Annotated in this window: 25 protein-coding genes and 1 riboswitch; of the genes, 8 read left to right on the top strand and 17 right to left on the bottom strand. The window is 39.2% G+C overall.

From position 1 onward, the window contains the following. The first annotated feature begins 47 nt into the window (after positions 1-47). Positions 48-953: a LysR family transcriptional regulator gene (locus tag ACI48O_RS04890; protein ID WP_435560611.1), complete on the top strand. Its 906-nt coding sequence runs from the start codon at positions 48-50 to the stop codon at positions 951-953. A gap of 195 nt (positions 954-1,148) precedes the next feature. Then, a complete protein-coding gene (locus tag ACI48O_RS04885; RefSeq protein ID WP_435560610.1) occupies positions 1,149-2,129 on the top strand; it encodes an NAD(P)H-dependent flavin oxidoreductase in 981 nt (326 codons plus the stop codon). Between the two features lie 476 nt (positions 2,130-2,605). Here ACI48O_RS04885 and ACI48O_RS04880 read toward each other — a convergent pair whose 3' ends face one another. Continuing rightward, the gene (locus ACI48O_RS04880) at positions 2,606-3,367 is read right to left on the bottom strand and encodes an NRDE family protein (RefSeq protein ID WP_435560609.1); all 762 of its coding nucleotides are present in this window, start codon (positions 3,365-3,367) and stop codon (positions 2,606-2,608) included. 154 nt (positions 3,368-3,521) lie between these two features. Here ACI48O_RS04880 and ACI48O_RS04875 point away from each other — a divergent pair, with 154 nt between their 5' ends. Beyond that, on the top strand, positions 3,522-3,782 hold the full coding sequence (locus ACI48O_RS04875; RefSeq protein WP_435560608.1) for a hypothetical protein: 261 nt from the start codon (positions 3,522-3,524) through the stop codon (positions 3,780-3,782). Between the two features lie 239 nt (positions 3,783-4,021). Here ACI48O_RS04875 and ACI48O_RS04870 read toward each other — a convergent pair whose 3' ends face one another. The 7 genes from ACI48O_RS04870 to thiW all read right to left on the bottom strand — a co-directional run bounded on the left by ACI48O_RS04870 (position 4,022) and on the right by thiW (position 9,692). Next, on the bottom strand, positions 4,022-4,474 hold the full coding sequence (locus ACI48O_RS04870) for a flavin reductase family protein (RefSeq protein WP_435560607.1): 453 nt from the start codon (positions 4,472-4,474) through the stop codon (positions 4,022-4,024). Positions 4,475-4,630: 156 nt separating this feature from the next. Further along, positions 4,631-5,638 carry an ABC transporter substrate-binding protein gene (locus ACI48O_RS04865; RefSeq protein WP_435560606.1) on the bottom strand — a complete coding sequence of 336 codons (1,008 nt, stop codon included), beginning with the start codon at positions 5,636-5,638 and terminating at the stop codon, positions 4,631-4,633. Positions 5,639-5,640: 2 nt separating this feature from the next. Continuing rightward, positions 5,641-6,387 carry an ABC transporter permease gene (locus tag ACI48O_RS04860; RefSeq protein ID WP_435560605.1) on the bottom strand — a complete coding sequence of 249 codons (747 nt, stop codon included), beginning with the start codon at positions 6,385-6,387 and terminating at the stop codon, positions 5,641-5,643. Next, on the bottom strand, positions 6,384-7,160 hold the full coding sequence (locus ACI48O_RS04855; protein ID WP_435560604.1) for an ABC transporter ATP-binding protein: 777 nt from the start codon (positions 7,158-7,160) through the stop codon (positions 6,384-6,386). Before ACI48O_RS04855 ends, ACI48O_RS04860 begins: the two co-directional genes overlap by 4 nt. Beyond that, positions 7,153-7,827, bottom strand: a complete 675-nt coding sequence (tenA, locus tag ACI48O_RS04850; protein WP_435560603.1) for a thiaminase II — start codon at positions 7,825-7,827, stop codon at positions 7,153-7,155. Before tenA ends, ACI48O_RS04855 begins: the two co-directional genes overlap by 8 nt. Beyond that, positions 7,817-9,124, bottom strand: coding sequence for an acetylornithine deacetylase (locus ACI48O_RS04845; protein ID WP_435560602.1), 1,308 nt, complete (start codon positions 9,122-9,124; stop codon positions 7,817-7,819). The genes tenA and ACI48O_RS04845 overlap by 11 nt, the downstream gene beginning before the upstream one ends. A gap of 49 nt (positions 9,125-9,173) precedes the next feature. Further along, on the bottom strand, positions 9,174-9,692 hold the full coding sequence (thiW, locus tag ACI48O_RS04840; protein WP_435560601.1) for an energy coupling factor transporter S component ThiW: 519 nt from the start codon (positions 9,690-9,692) through the stop codon (positions 9,174-9,176). A gap of 103 nt (positions 9,693-9,795) precedes the next feature. Continuing rightward, a riboswitch (TPP riboswitch) is annotated at positions 9,796-9,906 on the bottom strand. A 188-nt stretch (positions 9,907-10,094) separates the two neighbouring features. Between thiW and ACI48O_RS04835 the strand changes: the two genes are divergently transcribed. Genes ACI48O_RS04835 through ACI48O_RS04815 form a run of 5 tightly spaced genes read left to right on the top strand, consistent with a single transcriptional unit; the run spans position 10,095 to position 15,431 of the window. After that, the gene (locus tag ACI48O_RS04835) at positions 10,095-11,687 is read left to right on the top strand and encodes a spore germination protein (RefSeq protein ID WP_435560737.1); all 1,593 of its coding nucleotides are present in this window, start codon (positions 10,095-10,097) and stop codon (positions 11,685-11,687) included. A gap of 27 nt (positions 11,688-11,714) precedes the next feature. Further along, positions 11,715-12,911 carry a Ger(x)C family spore germination protein gene (locus ACI48O_RS04830; RefSeq protein ID WP_435560600.1) on the top strand — a complete coding sequence of 399 codons (1,197 nt, stop codon included), beginning with the start codon at positions 11,715-11,717 and terminating at the stop codon, positions 12,909-12,911. 3 nt (positions 12,912-12,914) lie between these two features. Next, positions 12,915-13,151, top strand: coding sequence for a hypothetical protein (locus ACI48O_RS04825; RefSeq protein ID WP_435560599.1), 237 nt, complete (start codon positions 12,915-12,917; stop codon positions 13,149-13,151). Positions 13,152-13,163: 12 nt separating this feature from the next. Next, a complete protein-coding gene (locus ACI48O_RS04820; protein ID WP_435560598.1) occupies positions 13,164-14,285 on the top strand; it encodes a GerAB/ArcD/ProY family transporter in 1,122 nt (373 codons plus the stop codon). Positions 14,286-14,303: 18 nt separating this feature from the next. Continuing rightward, a complete protein-coding gene (locus ACI48O_RS04815) occupies positions 14,304-15,431 on the top strand; it encodes a GerAB/ArcD/ProY family transporter (RefSeq protein ID WP_435560597.1) in 1,128 nt (375 codons plus the stop codon). A 30-nt stretch (positions 15,432-15,461) separates the two neighbouring features. On the opposite strand, the gene ACI48O_RS04810 is transcribed toward ACI48O_RS04815, so the two are convergent. From ACI48O_RS04810 to atoD, 9 genes are all read right to left on the bottom strand, one after another. Further along, positions 15,462-16,538 (bottom strand): sulfate/molybdate ABC transporter ATP-binding protein, encoded by a 1,077-nt coding sequence (locus tag ACI48O_RS04810; protein ID WP_435560596.1) that lies wholly within the window; start codon positions 16,536-16,538, stop codon positions 15,462-15,464. Positions 16,539-16,567: 29 nt separating this feature from the next. Next, positions 16,568-17,437: a sulfate ABC transporter permease subunit CysW gene (gene cysW / locus ACI48O_RS04805; RefSeq protein ID WP_435560595.1), complete on the bottom strand. Its 870-nt coding sequence runs from the start codon at positions 17,435-17,437 to the stop codon at positions 16,568-16,570. A 14-nt stretch (positions 17,438-17,451) separates the two neighbouring features. Next, positions 17,452-18,285 carry a sulfate ABC transporter permease subunit CysT gene (gene cysT, locus ACI48O_RS04800; RefSeq protein WP_435560594.1) on the bottom strand — a complete coding sequence of 278 codons (834 nt, stop codon included), beginning with the start codon at positions 18,283-18,285 and terminating at the stop codon, positions 17,452-17,454. Between the two features lie 117 nt (positions 18,286-18,402). Continuing rightward, a complete protein-coding gene (locus ACI48O_RS04795) occupies positions 18,403-19,500 on the bottom strand; it encodes a sulfate ABC transporter substrate-binding protein (RefSeq protein ID WP_435560593.1) in 1,098 nt (365 codons plus the stop codon). A gap of 541 nt (positions 19,501-20,041) precedes the next feature. After that, a complete protein-coding gene (locus ACI48O_RS04790) occupies positions 20,042-21,193 on the bottom strand; it encodes a hypothetical protein (protein WP_435560592.1) in 1,152 nt (383 codons plus the stop codon). A 4-nt stretch (positions 21,194-21,197) separates the two neighbouring features. Next, positions 21,198-21,662 carry a sigma-70 family RNA polymerase sigma factor gene (locus tag ACI48O_RS04785; protein WP_435560591.1) on the bottom strand — a complete coding sequence of 155 codons (465 nt, stop codon included), beginning with the start codon at positions 21,660-21,662 and terminating at the stop codon, positions 21,198-21,200. Positions 21,663-21,876: 214 nt separating this feature from the next. Further along, on the bottom strand, positions 21,877-22,530 hold the full coding sequence (locus ACI48O_RS04780; RefSeq protein ID WP_435560590.1) for a DUF2306 domain-containing protein: 654 nt from the start codon (positions 22,528-22,530) through the stop codon (positions 21,877-21,879). A gap of 15 nt (positions 22,531-22,545) precedes the next feature. After that, complete coding sequence (locus ACI48O_RS04775; protein ID WP_435560589.1) at positions 22,546-23,196, bottom strand: 3-oxoacid CoA-transferase subunit B; 651 nt, start codon at positions 23,194-23,196, stop codon at positions 22,546-22,548. Beyond that, on the bottom strand, positions 23,193-23,858 hold the full coding sequence (gene atoD, locus ACI48O_RS04770) for an acetate CoA-transferase subunit alpha (protein ID WP_435560588.1): 666 nt from the start codon (positions 23,856-23,858) through the stop codon (positions 23,193-23,195). Before atoD ends, ACI48O_RS04775 begins: the two co-directional genes overlap by 4 nt. Positions 23,859-23,981: the final 123 nt, after the last annotated feature.

Genomic DNA, 23,981 nt, shown 5'->3' with positions numbered 1-23,981 from the left:
TCGAACGAAACAATCTAAAATTGATATAAATAGGAAGAGGCGGAAGCATGGAAATAAGACAATTACGCTATTTTCGGGAAGTTGCCAAGCGGGAACATGTATCAGAAGCTGCATCACATCTGCATATTGCCCAATCAGCAATTAGCAGACAAATAGCCAATCTAGAAATCGAACTAGGTGTTCAATTATTTGAAAAGGAAGGGCGAAATGTAAGGCTTACCCCGGTGGGAAAACTTTTTTTGGAGCACACCGAAACGGCACTAAAGGCAATTGATTTTGCGAAAAGTCAGATTGATGAGTACCTGGATCCTGAAAGGGGAACGATAAAGATCGGATTTCCAACAAGCCTTGCAAGCCACTTTTTACCTACTGTAATTTCCGCTTTCAAAGAGCGCTACGAAAATGTTGCGTTTCAATTGCGGCAAGGTTCATATAAATTTCTTATTGATGCCGTGAAAAACAGAGAAATTGATATTGCGTTCCTTGGTCCAATGCCAAAAAACGATACGGATATTGAGGGACATACGCTTTTTTCGGAAAGCATATCTGCACTCATCCCTGCCAATCATGCTTTAGCCGACAAAAAGAGTCTTCGCCTTAGTGACTTGCGAGACGATGAGTTTGTCTTGTTCCCAGAAGGAATGGTTCTCCATCGAATCGTGATCGATGCCTGTTTGCAGGCAGGATTTATTCCAAAAACATCGACAATCGGAGAAGATTTAGATGCAATAAAAGGTTTAGTCTCAGCAGGAATGGGGGTAACACTTCTTCCAGAGAGCACCATTTATGATTCTACACCTCCCCTAACCGTTAAAATTCCAATCGTTTCTCCAAAAGTGAAACGGACGGTCGGATTGATCATTCCGAAGAAACGCGATTTAGCACCATCTGAGAAAGTATTTTTTGACTTTGTAAAAGAATACTATTCGCGGTTAGAAAACTATCAACTATAATATAGAAGATACACGGAAACGCTTTCAAAATAGTAGAAATTTTTTCTAAAATTTATTTTTCGACAAAAAGAAATTAATTTCGCTGTTTATGGTATAATACTTTATATTACCAAGACTTATGACCTGGTAACAAAAGTCACATACTTTTGATTTTAATCATGGTAACATTCATTAGAGGTTCTAACATTCTTTATTGTGAAAAGGGGTATTAAGTTGAATTTTCCACAACTAAAAATCGGTCATATGACCCCAAAGGTTCCCATTATGCAAGGCGGTATGGGCATCGGGATTTCATTAAGTGGACTTGCTTCTGCAGTCGCTAATGCGGGTGGAATTGGCATCATTTCTGGTACCGGGATATCTGTTGATGAAATGCGTCTTCACATCAGACGAGCAAAAGAGCTTGTCAAAGATGCTGGATATATAGGTGTAAACGTGTTATTCGCTATGAACGATTTTGCAGACAAAATGAAAGCCGCTATTGAAGAAAAGGTAGATTTTATTATTTCAGGTGCTGGGATTTCGCGTGATATGTACGCATGGGGAAGAGAAGCAGGAATTCCTGTTCTTTCAATTGTTTCCTCTGGAAAACTAGCAAGAATTTCGGAACGCTTAGGTGCAGCTGCTGTTGTAGTTGAAGGCTTTGAGGCTGGTGGTCACCTTGGTACCGACCGTCCAATGTTTGATATTCTTCCTGAAGTCGTTGAAGCAGTTTCGATTCCAGTCATTGCAGCAGGTGGTATTTTAACCGGTGCAGATATTAAAAAAGCCCTAGATATGGGTGCTTCAGGAGTACAAATGGGTACTCGCTTTGTTGCTTCAGTAGAATGTGATGCGCCAATGGCATTCAAACAAAAATATTTGGATGCACGCCCGGAAGATACTGTTCTAGTGAAAACAACAGTGGGCTATCAAGGCCGCGCCATCATTAACACATTTACGGATGCAATTAGTGACAACAAAAAAGTAAGAGTTAAGAAATGTATTGATTGCCTAAAAAGTTGTTCTCACCGCTTCTGTACACTTGATTCATTGCTTACATCTGTTGGCGGTGATGTGGAGAATGGTCTTGTTTTTGCCGGAGCAAGAGTAAGCGAAATTCATGACATTCTTCCCGTTCAAACGATCATTGACAACCTTACTGCAGAGTATGATCAAGCTCTACAGCTTGCCTAATTGTGAACGAAAAAAACAACCGCAGAGTTTCGTAATGGGTTCCGCCACCTATCACAAACATTAAAAATGTAACCAAAAAAGACTAACAAATTAGATGGTAATTTGTTAGTCTTTTTTTATTGATATATCAATGTTTAATTTGCCTATGAAAATGCACATAAATTTACAGGGGTACAGTGAATGATATAGCCCAACATTTTGGTGATTTGGTGGCGGACATATGTTCCGCTATTTTCACAAAAAGTGTTGTTTTGATAAGCTAAGCGGACAACAGATCCGTTATTTGGTTAAAAACTGGCTTTATTCAGTGGTTTTTATGTAAATAAGGGATCCTGTGTCCTCTTAAGTCTAGAATCAAGCTTATTTTATTAAAATAAGGGCTTCTGTGTCCGTTCAAATACCCAAGCAATATAATTAGTTCAAACTGTACTAGGCTTTATTATTAACTAGCATGTAGATTTCCGCACCAGGCAAAATTAAATCATTACCGTAAATTGTTGGTCTTGTTGGTCTTCGCTCGAAAACACTCGTTCCGTTATATGAATGTAGTCATTTGTCATTTTAAGTACAGTCGAACTCCTCGTTCCATACCCCTCGCTTTTAATAAACATTGGTGAGAGCACTCGCTCCCATTCAAGAGAAACCCCAGTCTTGGGCAGGCTTTCATCGGGAGCCGGATCTGCATTTTGTAAAAGATTTAAAAGACGCTCGTCCATGGTTTCGGCATCTCTCTGATTGATTATTTGTTCTAATCCAACAATTCCCCTTTTTACCTTTGGCCAGTCAGTATTAAGAAGATGGTTACTTAAACCGTATATACCCGGTTCTAGCTTTTTTACTTCATTTGATTTATTAGAATAATAATACAAGTCGTTCTTATCCCCTATTAAGAGATTAAAACCCGGATATTTGTCCTTGTTTTTGGTTACCTTTTCTAAATAAACCTCAGGGTCAGTATTGTCTTCCTTTAGAAAATCGCCGACTAACTCTCCGCGCGACCGTTTCCCTTCTGTCACTTCACTAGGGTCCCGGTAATTTGTTAACGCCGCAAACCTTCCTGTCGTAGTGATGCCTATCCAAGTTCCCAATTGCTTTAAATCCCGCCCTGCCAGGATATGAGGATGGTCCTGCCAAAAATGTACCGAGGCGGTTGGTCTTTCGTAAAATTCATCGCGATTAGCAGCAACGACTAATTTAAATTCGGGGTCAATCTTATATGCGAAAAGTATTAAACACAATATATATCACATCTTTCTCAATAAATTAATTACAGCATATGCCTCTATTACATATTAAGTCCCTGTTGAAGGAAGGATAAGCATATATTAACAAAATTGTTTTCACTCTGCATTTGAAGTGAATTCAAAATCATAAACTGGAGGTTAACATGTTATGAGCAGGAAAACCAAATATTCTAATCTGAAAAATGTCGAAAAACAATATGAGTTTCTAACTGCAGAGGAATTCCCGGAAGGTCCATACGGCTCACCGATTGGCGTTGATAGCCCTGTTGAGAATAAAAGTACGCCATGGCAGGAAGGGCAACAATTTTACAGCAATTTTACCTTTGAGAATCGGAATTTGCACCAAGACTTGCCAAGGCAATACCCCGGTGCACATCCGACGCATGATGATAAGGATAGTGATGCTTAGGGATTTGGAACTTTCTCTAAGGGATCATTTGGTTCTATCCGCCAAATTCTAGCGGTTATCCGCCATTTTTCGGGTTTTATCCGCCAAAATAGCCGTTTATCCGCCGATTCCACGATCTATCCGCCAAATCTAGCCCTTTATCCGCCAATGCACAACAACTGCAACAACAACAACAACAACACCCCAAAGAACTCAAAAAAACAGGAGAAGTCATCTCACCTTCTCCTGTTTACCCCACTTCACCGATATCGTCCATCAAAATAAAGTAACGGTTCTCCCTCATTTTCAATATGAATATCCGAGACTTTCCCAATAAAAAGAGTATGGTCCCCTTCCACATGCTCACTAACCACATCACAAATAATTTGTGCCAACGAACCACCTATAACGGGTAGCCCCGCAAACCTTTCAAAACTCATATCCCGTTTATCTTTTATTTGCCCGGCAAAAATCATCGACAATTCCTGCTGGTCTGAAGATAAGATATTCACTGCGTATTTTTTGCTGCTTCGTATTTTTTCGAGCATTTGGGCTTTTTCACCTATTGAAACCACAACCAGCATTGGATTTAAGGAAACCGACATGAAGGCATTGGCCGTCATCCCGTGGACATTCCCGTCAACTTCAGTGGTAATCACGGTTACTCCAGTCGCAAATTTCCCCATTGCTTTCCTGAATAGGCGATCTTCCATGTTGAAGCCTCCCCACATTTTGAACTCTTAGCTGACTAATGAGGGATAACATGCTAGTCGCTGAAGCAAGTTCTGATCTTCCTTAAAACTGTCTCCATAATGAATTGAATGCTAAATGCTTTAACCAGCCAAGCTTATCTTTTTCCTTCTATACTATTATTCTCCTAAATTAACAAACATGTCATCGACTGAAGGCGTTTGTTTAATTAAGCCTGATTTTTTTAACCAGCTGGCAGTATCTTGCCATGATTCTTTCGTTTGGCTGCCGAAAGAGGCTTCGGAGTCCATTTTTGGCAACAGAATTTTCATGCTCTCTGCCTCGACCTTTGCATCGAGCGGATAGTTTGCTTCATCCTGGTTCTTTAATAAAATTTTCAATGCCTCATCCGGGTTTTTCTTCATAAATTCATACCCTTTTGAAGCTGCACGCCAGAACGCTTTAATAGACTCCTGTTCTTTTTCCCATGTTTTATCACCGGTAACCGCCACTAATTCATAATAGTTTGGAACTCCGTACTCAGTTGGATCAAAATAACGAACTGGGTTTCCTTTAGATTCTAAGATTGGTACCTCATGGTTTACATAAGCGCCAATCACAGCATCCGTTTTCTTGCTAACAACAGAAGATACTAAATCAAAGCCAACATCAACCATTTTGACCTTATCCGGATTTCCGCCATCATGCTCGACGATTGTTGAAAGAATAGCTTCATTTAAAGGGATACCTGGGTAGCCCACTGTTTTCCCTTCTAAATCCTTTGGTGATTCGATAGAGCTTTCTTCTAAGAAAACAGTATGATTTAACGGTGAACGGACAATCGCACCAATCGATTTAACCGGAACACTTTCGTTTGCACGAGCCATAATCACATCTGGCTGATAATAAAAGCCAACGGTAATTTTCCCAGCAGCCGCTAGATTAAGAGGGTCTGTTGGATTTGCCGGGTATTGGATTTTAACCTTAACGCCTTCCTCTTCGAAGTACCCTTTTTCCTGTGCTACATATAAAAAGCTATGAACAGCATTCGGATACCAATCTAACATTACACTAACGTCGGTTAATTTCTTTCCTTCATTATTGCTTGCTTTTTCTCCAGTACCTCCACAAGCCGCTAAAACCAAAACCATGAATAAGCTCACACAAGTTGCAATCCATTTTTTCATTATTACTTCCTCCATTTAAATGATCTTTTTTCAAACATTACTACCAGTAAAAATAGAACTATACCGAGTAGCGACAAAATGACAATCGGTGCAAATACACCAGCTCCATCAAATTGTGTCATCATTCTTCTGCTAAAATATCCCAAGCCCGCCTGTGCCCCAAGCCATTCACCAATAGCTGCACCGATTACGCTTAGCGGAAACGCTACCTTCAACCCCGAATAAAAGAAAGGCAATGCGGATGGAACATCTAGTTTTAAAAATAAATCCTTTTTCCTCGCCCCCATCGTCAGCATTAATTCTCTTAACTCTTTGCTGCTTGACCGCAGTCCATCAAAAGTATTAACGGCAATTGGGAAAAAAGTGATCAGAATCGTTACAACCACTTTGCTCCATATCGAGTAGCCAAACCAGAGCACAAAGATTGGGGCCAGTGCGATGGTGGGAATGGTTTGCGATGCAATGATGAGCGGATAGAGAGCACGCTCTATTCCCTTGCTTGAATGCATCCATACAGCTAAGCCTACACCCAAAATAATCGAAATCGCTAAACCAATGATGACGATTAGCATTGTAGCAGGAAGATGCTCAAGAAATAAACTTCCTTTTAACTCCCAAAGCCTCAAAGCAATCCCCGTTGGCGCTGGAAGGATAAAAGGCATACTGACAAAGCGCGCTCCAACTTCCCAAATGAATAATAAAATTAGAACCAGCAGGATTGGTGGTAAATAGTCCTTCCAGCCCCTCATACACTCACCTTCATTCGAAGCTGATCGATTAAATATTCTTTGAGAGTAATAACATCTGAATCGTTGATATCCCTGATTGACCTAGGGCGTTTTAACGGTACTTCCACTTCCTTCAGCTTTGCAACAGGGGTATCTGTGAAAATAAAGATACGATCCGATAAAAATAAAGCCTCATTGACATCGTGGGTTATGAATATCACCGTCTTTTTCCGCTTCTCCCATTGCTCAAGCAGCCATTCCTGCATCGATAACCGAGTAATCGCATCCAGTGCACTAAACGGTTCGTCCAATAGCAAGACATTTGAACCCGATAAAATCGTCCGCAAAAACGACACTCTTTGCTTCATACCGCCTGACAAATCCGAAGGGTATTTACGCCCGACTCCCGCTAAACCAAATTCATTAAGGAGTGGCAGCACCTTCTTTTGGGCCACTTCAGATTTCATCCCTTTTAGTTCAAGCGGTAAGGAAGCATTCTCGATAATCGTCCGCCAAGGCATAAGCAAGTCCTGCTGCGGCATATAGCCAACTTGACCAAGTCGGGATGGTTGAACGGTACCATTGATAAGAACTTCCCCTGCTTCAGGCTGTTCGAGTCCTGTTATAATCCTGAATAACGTACTTTTCCCACAACCGCTCGGGCCAATAATACTAACAAATTCATTATCAAAAATGGTAAAATTGAAGTTTTCCAAGATCGGTATAGCCGCTGACTTTGTTCCGGATTTATAGGAGAACGTTACATTTGAAAACTGAACAACCGGTTTACTCATCTGTCGGCCACATCTCTTCATTCAATGCCATGTCCCAGAACATGTATTCAAACCGGGTTGTATTAAGAAAAACCTCCTCAAGCTTTGCTAACTCTGCCTCCGGCTTTCCTAATGTAAGTTCATCCATTAATTCAATGCACCAAGTCGCAAGTGTCCCAAACTCCTCTGAGCTGTACATGGCAATCCATTCACCGTATAAATCGTGCTCTAATGCACCAGGTATCTCACTTAGCTCTTTGCCGATTTCCCAATAACTCCACATGCAAGGTAATAATGCCGAAACAAGCTCTGCCAATGTTCCGTTATTGGCAATATGAAGCATATAATGTGTGTAAGCCAATGTAATCGGAGAAGGCTTTGCATGCTCAAGTTCGTCTTCACTGATTTCGAACTTTTCGGCATACTGACGATGAAGCGACATTTCTTCATTTAATGTTGACTCTAATAATCTAGCAAATTTCCCCATCGCCCTAACATCCGTCGCTTTGACTGCGCCTAAAGCAAATAATTTTGCATAATCAATTAAATATAAATAGTCCTGAATCATATAAAAACGAAACTTCTTTGGTTCTAGCGTGCCATCTCCCATGCCTTTTACAAATGGATGAGCATGGTTTTTTCGCCAAATCGGCTCTAATTTTTCATATAACCGGCTACTAAACTTCACCTGCTGTCACTCCTTCATTCTTGGCTGATTTTGTATGACACCACTGATAAATAAACGAAACCATGACCTTTGTATAATCTAGTAACTGAGCGATCGATACTTGTTCATTTATCGAGTGGGCATTTTGTAAGTCTCCGGGTCCATAGATCGCAGCTGGGATACCCACTGCTCCAAACCAGCCCCCATCGGTAACCGTTGGTGATACATCGATTGCAGCCTGTTTGTTTGTTATCCGTTGATGAGATTGTGCCAACCGTTTCACTCCAGGATGACCTGGGTCGACCTCCAGGGAGGGGAATATTTCCCCACGATCTTCAATCATCGAGGTTCCGCCCCATTCAAAAAGTGGAGGATTTTCCCTTAACCACGGATCGCCCTTTGCAACCTGTAAAATATGCTCCTCAATTTCTTTTGCAACCTGCTCGTGATTTTCGTTTGGATAGTAATGCACAGTAATCCATAAACGGCACTCATCGGCAATAAATGCCGCATGCCGTCCTCCCTCAATCACGGCTGGATTAATCGTATTCGTTCCCGGTGAAAAACCGGGATAACTTTTTGTTATCGCCCAATGCCGTTCCAAGTCCTGAAGTCCGCTGATGATTTTCATCATTTTCTCAATTGCACTTGCAGCAAATAGTCCGCCACCGGCGTGGATCATATCTTTTCTCGTCGCATCGTGATAGGTTTGGTTACTTTTTACGGTGATCCAGCCTGTAATGACACCGCCTTGTCCTTGAATATGTAAATCACTTGTATCGACCACTACAGCAAAATCTGCGGTATAGCCTCGCTTACAGCATTGAAGTGTACCTGCCTCACCCACTTCCTCACCAATAACCGATTGGAAAAGCAGATTCCCAGGTAATTCAACGCCTGCTTCACGTAATAATTGAATCGCAAACAAAGCCCCGGCAAGACCGCCTTTCATATCAGCTGTACCGCGGCCAATAATGACCTCCTTATCTATTACCGCCGTGAACGGATCCGCTTTCCATTGTTCGTCCTCACTTACCTCTGCGACATCGATATGGCCATTGATAATAAGACTGTGAAACTCGTCGGGACTCGTCCCCTTAAGTGTCCCGACTACATTTGGATCGTTCGGATAAACATCCCACATATCAATAGAAAAACCTAATCTCGTAAGGAAATCCGCAACAAAAGCTTGCGCCTCTTTTGTGTTTCTTGCTGGAGGAGCGGGAGTTTTAAAGGATATCAGTTTCGCCAAAAGCGTAAACAGTTCCTTTTGTCGCTCCTCAACTTGATTTAATACTTTTTGAAGAACATCCGTCATTTTTTCCACCTCTTATCTGCATTTAAGACCCACCACATTTTCCTAGCCCTTAAACTCTAGGATGGGTAGTAGATTCATTAATTTTTCTTGCCGTGGCTGGGTTTCTTACAAATACTTTTAAGAGGATATAACCGATAGTGGCCCCCGCAAACGAACTAAAGATAAACGCTGGAATAAATCCAAATAGCGTAGCCTCTTTCCCAAGAAATAGAGTGGCAATTGGATAAGAAACAAGCGCTCCGATGATTCCTGTACCGATGACCTCCCCAACGTAAGCCATAAGCAACTTTCTTGTCTTTTTAAACAAGAACGCCGCCAAAAAGGCACCAAATATACTGCCTGGAAAAGCAAAGACAGATCCTGTTCCCATCATATTTCTTAAAATTGAAACGCAAAAAGCTTGAGCCACTGCATAATAAGGACCTAATAATACTCCTGACAAAACATTAATGAAATGCTGCATTGGAAAAACTTTCGTCACTCCGATCGGAATAAAAAATGCATGGCTAGTTAAAGTCCCAATCGCAATGAACATTGCTGTCAATGTCAATTTCTGTGTTTTCTGCATAAAAATACCTCCCAAAGTTTACACACTGGGAGGCAGAAAATGATACCTATTATTGGAGTCAAAATAAAAAGCAGACTCCAGCAATAGGAATCTACTTATGTATTCAAAAATGGATACACTTCCCTACGCTGGTATTACCCAGATCAAGTTTAAGGGTCAAAGACTTTGGATCTTTATCTCAGCCGGCCATTTCCCGGCACCCCCAGTGTGGAATTATTTAATTATTTAATCATTTATTACAATAACACAATTCAATGATCTTGCAAGGATTTTCTCTTATCAAATCCTTTAATGTTTTAAAAAAGTATTGGAATTCTTTTCAAAACAAACAATTATTTAGCATGAAATAGTAATTTATGGGGAAATTCTATAAATAAGATTCTAGCGAAGGGACTTTCGATGATGAGGACATTTCGAAGGAATAGAAAAATTGAGAAACTAAAAAGCGCAACGGAATCTTCACAACCAGATCATTCTCCTGATCTCCTAACGGGTAAGTATGATGAAGATCTTGAAATGATCAAAAAAGCCTTTGAAAAAAGTTCAGATGTCATCTTAAGGGAATTCAAAATTGGTGAAGCCAAGAAGATTAAAGCAGCCGTTATTTATGCAGATGGACTAGCAGATGCAACCACCATTCATAATTTTATCCTGGAATCATTAATGAACGAAACCCATGAGGTAGTACCACCTACTCATTTATTCTCCCAGCCTTCTTTATTAGAATGGGCGAAAAATGTTCGATTAGCAGTTGGTAATATCTCTGAAATTACCCATTATGATGAACTTTATACAATGGTGTTATCAGGGAATACGATTATTTTAGTTGACGGTTTTACAGGGGCGATTTCGGCCTCAACAGCTGGTTGGGAGGATCGTGGCGTTACTGAACCATCGGCTCAGACGGTTGTTCGTGGCCCAAGGGAAGGATTTTCTGAAAACATTCGGACCAATACTGCGTTAATTCGCAGAAAAATTAAGGATTCCAATTTACACTGTGAAGAAAAAAAGATTGGCCGAGTTACGAAAACAAATGTTGCGATTATGTATATCAAGGGGATTGTTAATGATAAAGTGGTCGAAGAAGTTCACCAGCGTTTAGATCAGATTGATATTGATGGTATTTTGGAAGGCGGATACATCGAAGAATTAATTCAAGATGAGACTTACACTCCGTTTCCAACCATCTATAATACAGAACGCCCAGACGTTGTGGCTGGCAATCTTTTGGAAGGCCGTGTCGCGATTATTGTTGATGGTACCCCCTTTGTTTTAGTCGTACCTGCACTGTTTATCCAAAACTTTCAAGTTTCAGAGGATTATTATCAACGCGCCGATATCGCCACTTTGCTAAGAATGCTAAGAATTATATGTTTTTTGATTGCATTGGTTGGACCTTCCTTCTACGTGGCGGTTACCACCTATCATCAAGAAATGCTGCCTACACCTTTATTAATTAGCTTAGCTGCACAACGTGAAGGTGTTCCTTTTCCTGCGTTTGTAGAAGCTATTATTATGGAAGTAACCTTTGAGATTCTCCGAGAAGCAGGTATTCGAATGCCTCGGGCAGTAGGTCAAGCCGTATCAATTGTTGGAGCATTAGTACTTGGACAAGCAGCTGTTGAAGCTGGAATTGTTTCTGCATCAATGGTTATTGTTGTCTCGATTACAGCGATCTCCAATTTTGTTTTTCCTGCTTATAATATGGCTATTTCCGTTAGGATGCTGAGATTTCTAATGATGTTTTTGGCTGCTTCATTTGGTTTGTACGGAATTACCTTAGGGTTATTAGCGCTTTTACTCCATTTAAATAGTTTAAGGTCTTTTGGTATACCCTACATGGCTCCTTTTGCACCCTTTGTGTTAGAGGATCAGCGAGATACTCTCTTTAGATTGCCTCACTGGCGATTGCTTTCACGACCAAGACTAGTCAATCAAAAGAACATGAGACGTCAAACTGATGCGATTGCAACCAAGCAACACCAAAAAAATTAGAGTCTTTTTGAAAAGGGATGAGAATGGATGAAAAAAAAAATCATATTGTTGATTTTTATTTCATGTCTGTTGATACTATCCGGGTGCTGGAATCGGAGAGAGTTAAACGAGCTCGCTTTAGTGGTTGGATTGTCTATCGACAAAAAAGATGGCAAATATATTTTGGGGGCTCAAGTGGTTGAACCTGGTGAAGTGGCATCGCAAAAAGGCGGAGGCAACCGAACCCCTGTTACAACCTATTTTGAGGAAGGGGCTTATCTATTCGAGGCCGTTCGAAGAATGACGACAATAAGCCCGCGTAAGCTTTATTTTTCTCATTTACAAATACTCGTTCTCGGCGAAGAAATAGCGAAGGAAGGTTTTAGTGAAGCGTTAGAGTTGCTTACAAGGGATCCTGAGTTCCGTAAGGATTTTTATATTATCGTTTCAAAGGATGTGAGTGGTAAGGATATTCTTCAAAATCTTACTCCTCTCGAAGCGATACCTGCTAATAAATTGCGCTCATCACTTGAAAGCTCTGAAAAATCCTGGGCGCCAACGGTTGCAATCCAAATGGATGAATTAATTACAGACCTTACAAGTGAGGGAAAGAACCCTGTTTTAACTGGTATCACGATTAGAGGGAATAAGCGTAAAGGGCTTACTTCTGGTAACGTTCAACGTATCACCCCCTTTGCACGTCTTCATTATAAAAATGTAGCCGTATTTAATGGAGACAAATTAATAGGCTGGTTAAATGAAAAAGAAAGCAAGGGCTATAACTATATTACCGACAATGTAAAAAATACAGTTGGGAAAATTCCCTGTCCCGATGGTAATAAACTAGTTTTGGAAATTATCCGGGCAAAATCCGAAGTAACCGGAAAAGTGGTAAATGGAAAAGTACACATAAATATCAAAATGTCTGGTGAAGCCAATGTAGGAGAAGTGGCTTGTAATATTGATTTAACTAAGCCGGAATCGATTAAGAAATTAGAGTTGTCTGTTAACAAAGTGAATGAACACATTCTTAGCCAATCGGTAAAAAAAGCAAAAAAACTACGCGCTGATATATATGGTTTTGGAGAAGTCATTCATCGTGCAGATCCACAAAAATGGAAGGTTCTTAAGAAAGATTGGGATCAGCATTTCGTTGATTCAGAAGTAACAATACAATCTGATTTTAAAATCAGACGAACAGGTGTTTTAAACCAATCCTTCCTTAAAAATGTAAAGGTAGAATAGTGAATGATTGCGATCTTCGGAATTTTCATTGTTTGTTCGATCATCACCCTAATTGAAGTGCCTAAACTAAAAAAAGAAAAAGCCTATAAAGAAATATTCTTCTTCAGTTTGTTTCTTTTCCTTGGAACAGCTTTTTGGATTGTAGTAGCCTTAAGGATTAAAATCCCTAATCCGATGGATTGGCTACTAATCATCTTTGTACCAATTGGTAACATGATCGATCTACTTTTATCGTTTTAGGAGGTGTGGTTAATGGCAGAAGAAAATGGGAGAATCTCCAATAGCCAATTTCAAATATTAATTATCATGTTTGTGATTGGCACATCTATCTTAATTACTCCTCCATTAACAGCCATTCAAGCGAAACAGGATGCTTGGCTCTCGGTCTTACTGGGACTTGGTTTTGGATTAATCCTAGTTTGGTTATACAGTATATTAGCCGGTCGATATCCTAACATGACGATCGCCCAGTATAGCGAAAAAATATTGGGAAAATGGCTTGGAAAATTTGTAGCTTTTTTCTTTTTTATTTACTTAATCATCTTAACATCCGGATTATTAAGAATTTCAGGAGATTTATTAACGACACATGTTTTACCTGAAACGCCCATTCAAGCAATTGAAACTTTATTATTATTAGTCGTTATCATGGGGGTCAGACTAGGGCTCGAAACATTCTGTAAAACTGCAGAAATGCTGTTTCCTTATATTATAATTTTTTTATTTTTCCTAATTCTTTTTTTGTTACCTGAATTTAAATTTGAAAATTTGCAACCATTTCTTGAAAATGGTCTTAGCCCTGTACTCCGTGGATCAATTCGAACATTAGGTGTCCCTTTTTTGGACATTGTTATCTTCTTGATGATTAGCCCTTATGTTAATTTACAAAAAAAGGTGAAAAAATCTATGCTATTATCTACCTTAGCGGGGGGCATAGCCGTTTTTGTGATAACAACAACCTCCATTTTGGTTCTGAGTGCCCAAGAAACTTCCAGGTTCTATTACCCGACCTTTGTACTAGCTCAGAAGATTAGTATTGGCGATTTTATTGAACGGATTGAGATTATATCCGGTGCGACGATTTTTATTTCTTTATTTATGAAAATTACGATTTGCTTTTACGCTACTGTATTATCCATTTCTCAAACTTTACAGTTAAAAAATTACAAAATATTAACATTGCCGTTAGGAATCATCATTGTTGTCCTTTCAATCGCCTTATACCCAAATATTGTTTATTTTCATTTCCTTCTTTCAAAAGCCTGGACCCCGATCATGCTGATTTTCGGGCTATTCTATCCTCTTCTCTTACTATTTGTCGATATGGTCAAAGCGAAGGTCTCTAAAAATAAAAATATTCAAATGAATCATTAAAAAGGTAGGTAAACTGGGATGAACCAGGTAAAAATAAGCCCTTTTCAATTTTTTTGTTTAGTTTTTATGTTCGAGCTTGGGAGCTCGATTGTCGTAGGACTTGGATTACAAGCTAAACAGGATGCGTGGTTGGCGATCTTGTTAGGAATGGCAAATGGCATCCCATTGTACCTTATTTATTATTATCTCTTTACGCAGTATCAGTATATCTCCCTAACAAGTTACATCCAAAAAATTCTTGGCAAATTTCTTGGAATCCCCTTGTCATTTGTATATATCCTTTATTTTTTCTATATTGCTTCGCGGGTATTACGTGACTTTGGCGAGTTAATGATTACTTCCACCTTAAACGAAACACCATTACTGGCTGTAAATGGGTTTATGATTGTAATTATTACCTACGGTATCCTTTGCGGCCTTGAGGTGATTGGCAGAACGGGTGAATTTGTTTTTTTTATCATGATGGTACTCATTTTTTTTGCAATTGCCTCTCTTTTTTCATCAGGTCTTATCAAACTTGAAAATTTAGCACCCTTTTTAGAAAGCGGATGGAAACCTGTAATCTCAACCGTTTATAAACAAACCTATACATTCCCATTTGGTGAAATGATTGTTTTTACGATGATTCTTCCTTATTTGACTAAACCACAATCCGGCTGGAAGGTAGGGATATACGGAATAGTAGCCAGCGGTGTGATTTTAAGTTTTACGATTGCCTTAGAAATAGCTATTTTAGGTGTAAATGGCGTTGCTACGTCCCCGTTTCCCCTTTTAGAAACAATTTCTAGAGTAGAAATTGGCGACTTTATTCAAAGGTTAGATGTTATCGTTGTAGCAACATTAATTTTCGGAGTTTTTCTAAAGATTATGGTGTTTTTCTATTCCGGTTTTGCCGGAGTCACTGAGGTCCTTAAATTAACAAAGAAAAAGCACAAAGTGATAGGAACTTTAGCTGTAAGCCTTTTAATCCTCTTTTATTCAATCCTAATGGCAGGTAGTTTCCCTGAACATATTGAGATTGGCTTAGAAAAGGTTCCTGTCTACCTGCATTTACCCTTACAGACAGGAATACCGGTATTGTTGTTTATCATTACCATCATTCGCAAGGGGCTAAGTAATATCAAAGTAGAATCCAAAGAAATGTGAATACGTAAAACAATAGAATTACTCCACCATTTAAATGGAGTAATCCTGAGGGACGAAAACCCTTAATTGCTTTGGTTTAACATAAACCTTATCTTTTACAGTTAAGTTTAGGGTCCGGTATTGTTCCTTAGAAATCTCCGCTTCGAGAAACTCATTTGTATCGATTCTCCTTAGTTCAACCCGTACAATCGGTCCTATTTTATGGAGGTGAACAACCCTCGCCTGTACTGCTTCGTTTGATATTTCCTCTCGAAAAATATGAATATCGTGAGGGCGAACATATCCGACTGCATCGGTACTCTCCTCTACTTCAACAAAATCAGGTGCATCGATTTCAAAGCTGCCATCACTAAGTTTTCCTAGTCGCAGCCTTCCTGGAAAGACGTTTACATTCCCTAGAAAGTCAAAGACAAATGGATTTTTTGGATGCTCATAAACCTCCTCCGGACTGCCGACTTGTTCAATTCTTCCTTCGTTCATGACAACAATTCTGTCCGCGACATCCAATGCTTCTTCTTGATCATGAGTAACAAAAATACTTGTAATATGAAAATCATCATGGAGTCTTCTCAGCCACCTGCGAAGATCCTTTCTCACTTTGGCATCCAACGCTCCGAATGGTTCATCTAATAATAATAGCTTTGGTTCAACAGCTAAAGCACGGGCTAAGGCAACACGTTGACGCTGTCCCCCTGAAAGCTGAGCGGGAAAGCGGTCGGCATAAGCTTCCAATTTGACTAGCCTCAGAAGTTCTTCTACCTTTGCTTTGATTTCTTGTTTGGTTGGGCGGCTTTTTCGAGGACGTACCCTTAAACCATATGCGATGTTATCAAATACAGACATATGCCGGAATAGGGCATAATGCTGAAACACAAACCCTACCTTTCGTTCTTTTGTGGTAATGGTTGTCATATCTTTATTTTCAAAGAAAATACTGCCTTGGTCAGCAGCCTCCAACCCGGCAATAATACGCAGCAACGAAGTTTTACCTGAACCTGACGGCCCTAATAGGGCAACCAGTTCACCCGATTCTATTTTCAAATTAATGTCATCCAATGCTTTATGAGCACCAAACGTTTTTGAGATATTATTGATGGATACGCTCAACGGTTATCCCTCCTTCTTTTTAACCTTGTTTACTTTTTTATTCCGTTTGCTTTCCACTCAACATAACTTTTTATAACTAGGGTAATAACCGCTACAATCGACATTAGGGATGCCACGGCAAAAGCAGCAGAAAATTGATATTCATTGTATAAAATTTCAATATGAAGCGGCATTGTATTCGTCATCCCGCGAATGTGCCCCGATACAACAGAGACTGCCCCAAATTCACCTACCGCACGGGCATTACAAAGAATCATTCCATATAATAACCCCCATTTAATATTGGGAAGGGTGACAAATAAAAATGTTTTCCAACCGCTTGCACCCAGGGTAATCGACGCTTCCTCCTCTGCCGAGCCTAGCGTCTGCATTAATGGGATTAGCTCCCGAGCGACAAACGAAAACGTTACAAATAATGTAGCCAAAATAATTCCAGGCAAAGCAAATACAATCTTGATATCATGTTCAAAAAGCCAAGGGCCGAATAACCCATGTGCACTGAATAATAAGATAAAGATTAATCCGGCAATGACGGGTGAAACCGCAAATGGCAGATCAATGATTGTAATGAGAATGCTTTTCCCTTTAAATTGAAACTTTGTAATTACCCATGCTGCGGCAATGCCAAATAGTGTATTGATTGGCACTGCGATGAGAACAACGAGCAAGGTTAAACGAATAGCTGACAATGCATCAGGCTGGGTAATGGAAGCAAAATATACCGCAACTCCCTTTTCGAATGCTTTAACAAAAATTGCAATGAGTGGTAAAAGTAAAAACAGACTTAAAAACCCAAGCGCCAACGCTATTAACAGCCACCGGATGATTCTTGGTTCATTCGTTGTGTTTGCGCTTAGCATTGCTCCACTTGAATGGTTAATCGGAACATGTCCTGCCATGAAGTACACCTCCTTTATTCATTGGCATAACGCCTGTTAATCCACCACTGAAATAAATTGATCGTTAATAATAGGATAAACGAAATGAGCAGCATGACCGCAGCAATGGCAGTTGCCCCTGCATAATCGTATTGCTCCAGCTTCGTCATAATTAATAATGGAGTAATTTCCGTTTTCATCGGCATATTACCAGAAATAAACACAACGGATCCATATTCTCCAATTGCCCGTGCAAACGCTAACGCAAATCCAGTTATTACAGCCGGGAGTAATTCGGGAATGATCAGTTTTGTAAAGGTTTGAAACCGATTAGCTCCAAGGCTTGACGATGCCTCCTCCACCTCTTTTTCCAAACTTTGCAAAACAGGCTGAACCATTCGAACAACAAACGGCAAACCGATAAACGTAAGGGCAATTGTTACCCCCAGTTGAGTATAGGCAATCTTAATGTGAAAAAACTGTCCTATCCACCCATTTGGTGTATACAGAGTGGTTAGGGCAATACCGGCAACTGCTGTAGGCAGGGCAAATGGTAAATCAACTAATCCATCCATAATCTTTTTTCCCGGAAATGAATAACGGACCAATACCCAAGCGATTAAAACCCCAAACACAAGATTGATAAATGCTGCTGCAAAGGATGCTCCAAAGCTAAGTTTATAGGATGCTACTACTCTAGGATCGGAAATGGTTGACCAAATCTTTGTCCAATCCAGTGTTAACGTATTAAAAAATATCATCGAAAGTGGTAACAAAACAAGCAGGCTAATATACAGCATAGTAAAACCAAGCGATAGGCCAAATCCAGGTAAAATACTATATGATCTCAGTTTGTACTGTTTCTTCATTCTTTCACCCCTAGAGGTATGGAAGGACTAACCTCCTGGATCATTTATTCCGTTACTCTAAACTGGAATAGATACGGTGTTATAGGTCAGCCCTAACATGAACCTCCTTTTCAATGTTTATGGTTGGTAAATCTGATCAAATGTTCCGCCATCCTGGAAATGAGTCTCTTGCGCTTTTTTCCAGCCGCCAAACTCATCATTAATATTGACTAGGTTAATCTTAGGGAATTGTTCTTGATTTTTTGTTAAGATCTCTTTGTCACGTGGACGATAATAATTTTTTGCAGCAATCTCTTGTCCTTTTTTCGTATATAAGTACTCAAGATAGGCTTCCGCTACTTCACGGGTTCCCTTTTTATCGACTACTTTATCGACTACAGCAACTGGAGGTTCAGCAAGAATACTCAATGAAGGGTTAACGATCTCGAATTTGTCTTTGCCTAATTCGTTTAAGGTCAAATAAGCTTCATTTTCCCATGCGATCAAGACATCCCCAATTCCTCTTTCAACAAAGGTTGTTGTAGAACCACGAGCTCCTGAATCAAGAACTTCTACATTTTTGTATAGCTTATTAATAAAATCCTTAATCTTCTTTTCATCCCCACTGAATTTTTTGTCGGCATATGCCCAAGCAGCTAAGTAATTCCATCTAGCTCCCCCGGATGTTTTTGGATTTGGAGTGATGACCGAAACCCCGTCTTTTGTTAAGTCATCCCAATCTTTAATGTCTTTGGGATTGCCTTTTCGAACAAGGAACACGATGGTCGATGTGTATGGTGTTGAATTATGTTTAAATTTTGTTTGCCAATCATTAGTAATTAATCCGCTAACCGCTGAAATTTCATCAATATCATAAGCCAACGCGAGTGTTACAACATCTGCCTCCAACCCGTCAATTACAGCTCGTGCTTGTTTTCCAGAACCGCCATGTGATTGTTGGATTGTCACTTTTTGACCTGTTTTTTTCTCCCAATTCTTTGAAAATTCTTCATTAAACTCTTGATATAGCTCTCTAGTTGGATCATACGAGACGTTTAATAGCTCGACTGATTCCTTTTTCGTTTGTTTTTCGCTTGTTTTCCCTGTTGTGTTTTCACCAGAGTTTTTTTCTATTTTTTTACTCGTTTCCTGAGTACTGCTGCAGCCGGCAAGAGCCACTAAAGTAATCGCTAGGATTAAAAATAACTTTCCCCAAAATGTCTTTCTCTGCTTCATTTGATTTTCTCCCCTTTTCATTTTTTATACAAAGGCTGTGTTATACTTGACTGTTGATTTCAGCGAGAGGCGCTTGCTTTCCGCGGGGCGGGCGGTGAGCCTGTCTAGCTGCATCGGCTAGGGGCTCGCAGGTCTACAGCCAATCCGTCAAGAAGGTCAAAGAACGACCTTCATGCCGGCTCGTCTTATGCCTTCCGCTCCAATCAACATTGTGTAAAAAAATCAATATTGAGCTTAAACACAGCCTAAACAAAAAAAGGCTGCTATCTTTGTTTAAAAAAGATAACAGCCTTCAGTTGTCTGATCAGCTATAAGTATTCAATTAGAATTCTCAATCAACCAAAAAATTTGAATTGATAGAATATGTTTATTATAATAACCACATTTACCCTATAAGTCAACTTGGTTTTTTTATTTTTTAATCCTTATTATTGACTTCTTATCAAAAATGGATCGAATAAACTAAATATTTCATTACTATTTAACATCTTAAATTCCCTATAAAATAGAAAAAATCGAGAGAAAGGAGGCTTCTCTCGATTTATTTTGTTATTTTGTATAGCTGATACTCTTCTTTTAAAATAACTGTAAGTGGCTGATCATTTTTTAACATAAACGTAACGACTATGACATTTTTCGGAGTTTTATAATAAATTCCTCGCGAAGAAAAGCGAACACTCGAATTTTCTAAATTGGTTATTTGCTGACGATCTTGTTCTGAAAGAAAGTTATACGCTGCTTCGATTGCCTTTTCTTTCGAATAATTTTCTTTTTCTTTTACAATAGAAGCAAGTTTTTCCACAAAGACTGATAATTGTTTGGTGAAGAAAAACTCTTCAAATATATAGCCTTCTTCCATTCGTGAATCGGGGATGAGAATTTCCTTCCCCTTAAATTTAACGACTGGTCCGCTAACATAATACGCTTCATCGTTTAAGTCATCTGTCTCTACTCTATCACCAATAAAAAGAATCATAGATTCATCTGGAAAAATCATTTCACCTCCCCAATTGTCGACAACAACCATTTTTTGTTTTGCTTGTTCTAATTCGGCTTCAGGAATATTGAACTTTTTATCGATTTCTTCTTTGATAATCATTTCATAATGAGTGATAATGGCACCCGCTCTAACCACTGTCACGATGTCCCCGGGCTTGTATAGACCGGAGTAACTTTCTTCAACAAGGAATTTCGCTTTCGTATAGGCAGAATGTTCTCCAATAATATACTTAACACCGAGGACTTTCCCTTTTACAGTACTTCTTGAATTGTATATATAGTCCTTTAACGTTGAAGTATATCTAACATCTTTTAGAGCTGAACTACTTGGTCCAGAAACTTCAGGCAAGTCGCTCCCAGCTTCTAATAAATACCCTTCACTCACAAGTCTTTCCTTTTCTCTCTCAACATCAACTGCCGCCAGTTGTGATAGTTTTTCCTTGTTAGCTTGGATATTTTCATTTTTTTGGGACATTTTAGGTTGATCTTGTTGTCCTTGCAGTAATACTGTTGCAGTTGCTCCCAGGCCTAAGAACACGATTGCTGCAGCAATCATCCTGGTTGCTCTAAACTTAGCCTTTTTTGCTTTTTTCATTGCCTTATTAATTGTTTCATCAATATTATCACCAAATGTTAAAACGGGTTCTTCACGTAATTTACTCTTTATGTATTCATCAAATTGTTCGTCTTTCATGCCTTCACTCCTCCATCATCCTCCTAAGGTCGGTTCTTACCTTAGAGAGTCTCGATTTAATTGTCCCGATCGGCACGTTAACAAATTCGGCTATGTCTTTAACCGGCAAATCATCGTAATAATATAAAACAGCAATCACCTTTAATTCCTGTGTTAATTGATTAAGATATTCTTCTATTTCCATTTTTTGATAATCGGCACACTGACTGAGTTCTTGAAATTCCCCTGAAAAAACAACTCTCTTCCGTTTCTTCAATATCGTTTTACATTGATTAATCAGTATTCTTGTTAGCCAGGTTTTTATGTAACGTTCCTCTTTTAAACCCTTTATGGAGCGATATCCCTTTATTATCATATCTTGAATGGCATCCTCCACATCTGTCTCGTTTTGAAGAATACGTTTTGCTATTCTATAAAAATAACCCTTATTTTCATATACGGTTTCAATAAACAGCTGTTCTTTTTCCAATTATGCTCTCACCACCTATACTTATTAGACTATCATTTTCTTAAAGTGGTTCGATAGATTGAATATTTTTCTAATAAAATATTTAAACGAACTTTAATCATCTCTTAATAAATTTTTAATATTTATCTTTTACTATAAAGTCAGGCTAAAGCAAAACACCCCCAGATAAAAGAAAAATCCGGTCAAAGGACCGGATTTTTTCCATTTACTTGAATTAAGCTGTTACGTTTTTCATTCTTTTCAACTGTCGTCTTTTACTGCGAATAAAACCCTCAACTACCATAAGGTTCAATACAGCCGATAGAGCTAAACCTAGTGGAATAGCAATGCTATTGTCAAGTTCAAGTATTGCTTCCATCAAGGTAATTACAATCCGATAGGTCATAAACACCATCGTAACTGCATAGCTTCTTATCATCCAGTCCCGATGCAGGTTAAACTTGTTTTGAGCCAAACGCCAAACGCCGATCCAGGTTGTCACTAACCAAGCTGCATCAACAATAAAAAATGCGATTCCTGCTGAAAGTCCTCCATCAACATAGAGTGCTAAAAAGGGAACGATCAATGAATTAATAAAAACAGCTATTGTGTAGGCAGTTCCGATATATCTATGTTTTTGTTGATTATTCCCTTTTTGACCCAAAAATTGAAATGGTCCGCTCGCTAAAGAAATAATTCCTAGACCTAAATGTGTATAAAAGAAATAAAGCCATGTATGATAAGAAAAACCATTTAAATTTAATTTCCTTTCAACGAATTCGGAGGAAGTCGGGTCCATTATTATGTATAATACGATTATATAGACAACAAACAACAATATACTAATATACCAAAAAGAAACTAAAATTGAATTCTTCTTTTCTAGCATCTTACATCCCACCTATCACATCTGTGCAGTCGAGTCCGGCACAGAAAAATCAGCATCCGTATTTTTATAAACAGCAGTTAAATCTACACCTTCTTGAAGGTCTTCTAACACTAAACCATTATTCGTGACTGAAAAGACGGCTAATTCCGTGACAATTTTGGAAACCACACGGCCTCCTGTCAATGGCATTGTACATTGCTTAACGATCTTTGAAGTACCATCCTTTGTTGTATGTTCCATCGCAATGATAACCTTTTTTGAACCTGTTACTAAATCCATTGCACCGCCCATTCCAGTAACTTTTCCTCCAGGAATCATCCAACTGGCAAGATTCCCTTCTTGGTCCACCTGCATACCTCCCAGCACCGTAACATCAATATGTCCTCCACGAATTAACGCCAATGACATGCAGCTATCAAAAAATGAACCCCCTGACAAAATTCTGCATGGCTTCCCACCTGAATCGATCAAATCAGGATCAATTTTCTCACCCACTGGTCCTAATCCCAAAAATCCATTTTCCGATTGAAGGATAACCTGAACATTTTCGGGTAAAAATTGAGTGACTAGAGTTGGGATGCCAATTCCAAGATTAACCACTTCGCCATCATGAAGCTCCTTTGCAACACGCTTAGCAATGATATCCCGCTTTGTTAGTTCAATCATTCATATAGACCTCCATGATCGATGATCATATCAACAAGAATACCCGGGGTCACGACATCTTCAGGATCAATTTCTCCAACCTCAACTAAGTCTTCGACTTCGGCAATGACTATATCAGCTGCTAACGACATGACAGGATTAAAATTTCTAGCAGACTTTCGATAGACAAGATTTCCAAACCGATCTCCTCTAAATGCTTTTATTAAGGCAATATCAGCTCTTAATGGAAGCTCCAGTAAAAACTCGCTCTCACCTATTTTAATTTTTTGTTTTCCCTTCTCGACGAATGTACAAACCCCTGTTGGAGTAAGGACACCACCTAGACCTGAACCACCCGCACGGATTCTTTCCAGTAACGTTCCCTGAGGTACAAACTCAACACTGATCTCATTCGCTAGTAGCTGCTTCCCTGTCTCTGGATTTGTACCGATATGGGTGACAATTGCTTTTCTGATTCGCTTGTTTACGATTAAAGGTCCCACACCTTTGTCAGGCATTGCTGTATCACTTGCGATTAGGGTTAGATCTTTCGTCCCATGATCAATTAATTTTTTTACAAGGATGTCTGGAGTGCCAACCCCAAGAAATCCCCCTATCATTACGGTCATTCCATCACGGAAATAGCTACTCGCAATTTCGTCTATTGTTTTAACCTTTTGCACCTAAACTGCCTCCCCTATATCTTTTTTAAAGAGCGTTTTGCAAAAAGAATTTTCTTTGACTACTGTTTATCTTAATTTTAGATATTAACAACAGAAGTTTCCTATCAGAAATGTTTCAATTTT

It is taken from the genome of Neobacillus terrisolis, from assembly GCF_051233475.1.
Classification (GTDB): Bacteria; Bacillota; Bacilli; order Bacillales; family Cytobacillaceae; genus Bacillus_BU.
Note: the sequence above shows the minus strand (reverse complement) of the source record. Positions and strands in the feature narration are given on the sequence as shown.

Coding starts and splice junctions, on each gene's coding strand:
- ACI48O_RS04790 (WP_435560592.1), bottom strand. CDS start 21,193: ATGAAAGACGAACAATTTGATGAATACATAAAGAGTAAATTACGTGAA.
- cysT (WP_435560594.1), bottom strand. CDS start 18,285: ATGAAGAAACAGTACAAACTGAGATCATATAGTATTTTACCTGGATTT.
- ACI48O_RS04875 (WP_435560608.1), top strand. CDS start 3,522: ATGAGCAGGAAAACCAAATATTCTAATCTGAAAAATGTCGAAAAACAA.
- ACI48O_RS04890 (WP_435560611.1), top strand. CDS start 48: ATGGAAATAAGACAATTACGCTATTTTCGGGAAGTTGCCAAGCGGGAA.
- ACI48O_RS04775 (WP_435560589.1), bottom strand. CDS start 23,196: ATGATTGAACTAACAAAGCGGGATATCATTGCTAAGCGTGTTGCAAAG.
- ACI48O_RS04855 (WP_435560604.1), bottom strand. CDS start 7,160: ATGAGTAAACCGGTTGTTCAGTTTTCAAATGTAACGTTCTCCTATAAA.
- ACI48O_RS04865 (WP_435560606.1), bottom strand. CDS start 5,638: ATGAAAAAATGGATTGCAACTTGTGTGAGCTTATTCATGGTTTTGGTT.
- ACI48O_RS04795 (WP_435560593.1), bottom strand. CDS start 19,500: ATGAAGCAGAGAAAGACATTTTGGGGAAAGTTATTTTTAATCCTAGCG.
- cysW (WP_435560595.1), bottom strand. CDS start 17,437: ATGGCAGGACATGTTCCGATTAACCATTCAAGTGGAGCAATGCTAAGC.
- thiW (WP_435560601.1), bottom strand. CDS start 9,692: ATGCAGAAAACACAGAAATTGACATTGACAGCAATGTTCATTGCGATT.
- ACI48O_RS04780 (WP_435560590.1), bottom strand. CDS start 22,530: ATGCTAGAAAAGAAGAATTCAATTTTAGTTTCTTTTTGGTATATTAGT.
- ACI48O_RS04835 (WP_435560737.1), top strand. CDS start 10,095: ATGAGGACATTTCGAAGGAATAGAAAAATTGAGAAACTAAAAAGCGCA.
- ACI48O_RS04820 (WP_435560598.1), top strand. CDS start 13,164: ATGGCAGAAGAAAATGGGAGAATCTCCAATAGCCAATTTCAAATATTA.
- ACI48O_RS04825 (WP_435560599.1), top strand. CDS start 12,915: ATGATTGCGATCTTCGGAATTTTCATTGTTTGTTCGATCATCACCCTA.
- ACI48O_RS04815 (WP_435560597.1), top strand. CDS start 14,304: ATGAACCAGGTAAAAATAAGCCCTTTTCAATTTTTTTGTTTAGTTTTT.
- ACI48O_RS04860 (WP_435560605.1), bottom strand. CDS start 6,387: ATGAGGGGCTGGAAGGACTATTTACCACCAATCCTGCTGGTTCTAATT.
- ACI48O_RS04870 (WP_435560607.1), bottom strand. CDS start 4,474: ATGGAAGATCGCCTATTCAGGAAAGCAATGGGGAAATTTGCGACTGGA.
- ACI48O_RS04845 (WP_435560602.1), bottom strand. CDS start 9,124: ATGACGGATGTTCTTCAAAAAGTATTAAATCAAGTTGAGGAGCGACAA.
- ACI48O_RS04830 (WP_435560600.1), top strand. CDS start 11,715: ATGAAAAAAAAAATCATATTGTTGATTTTTATTTCATGTCTGTTGATA.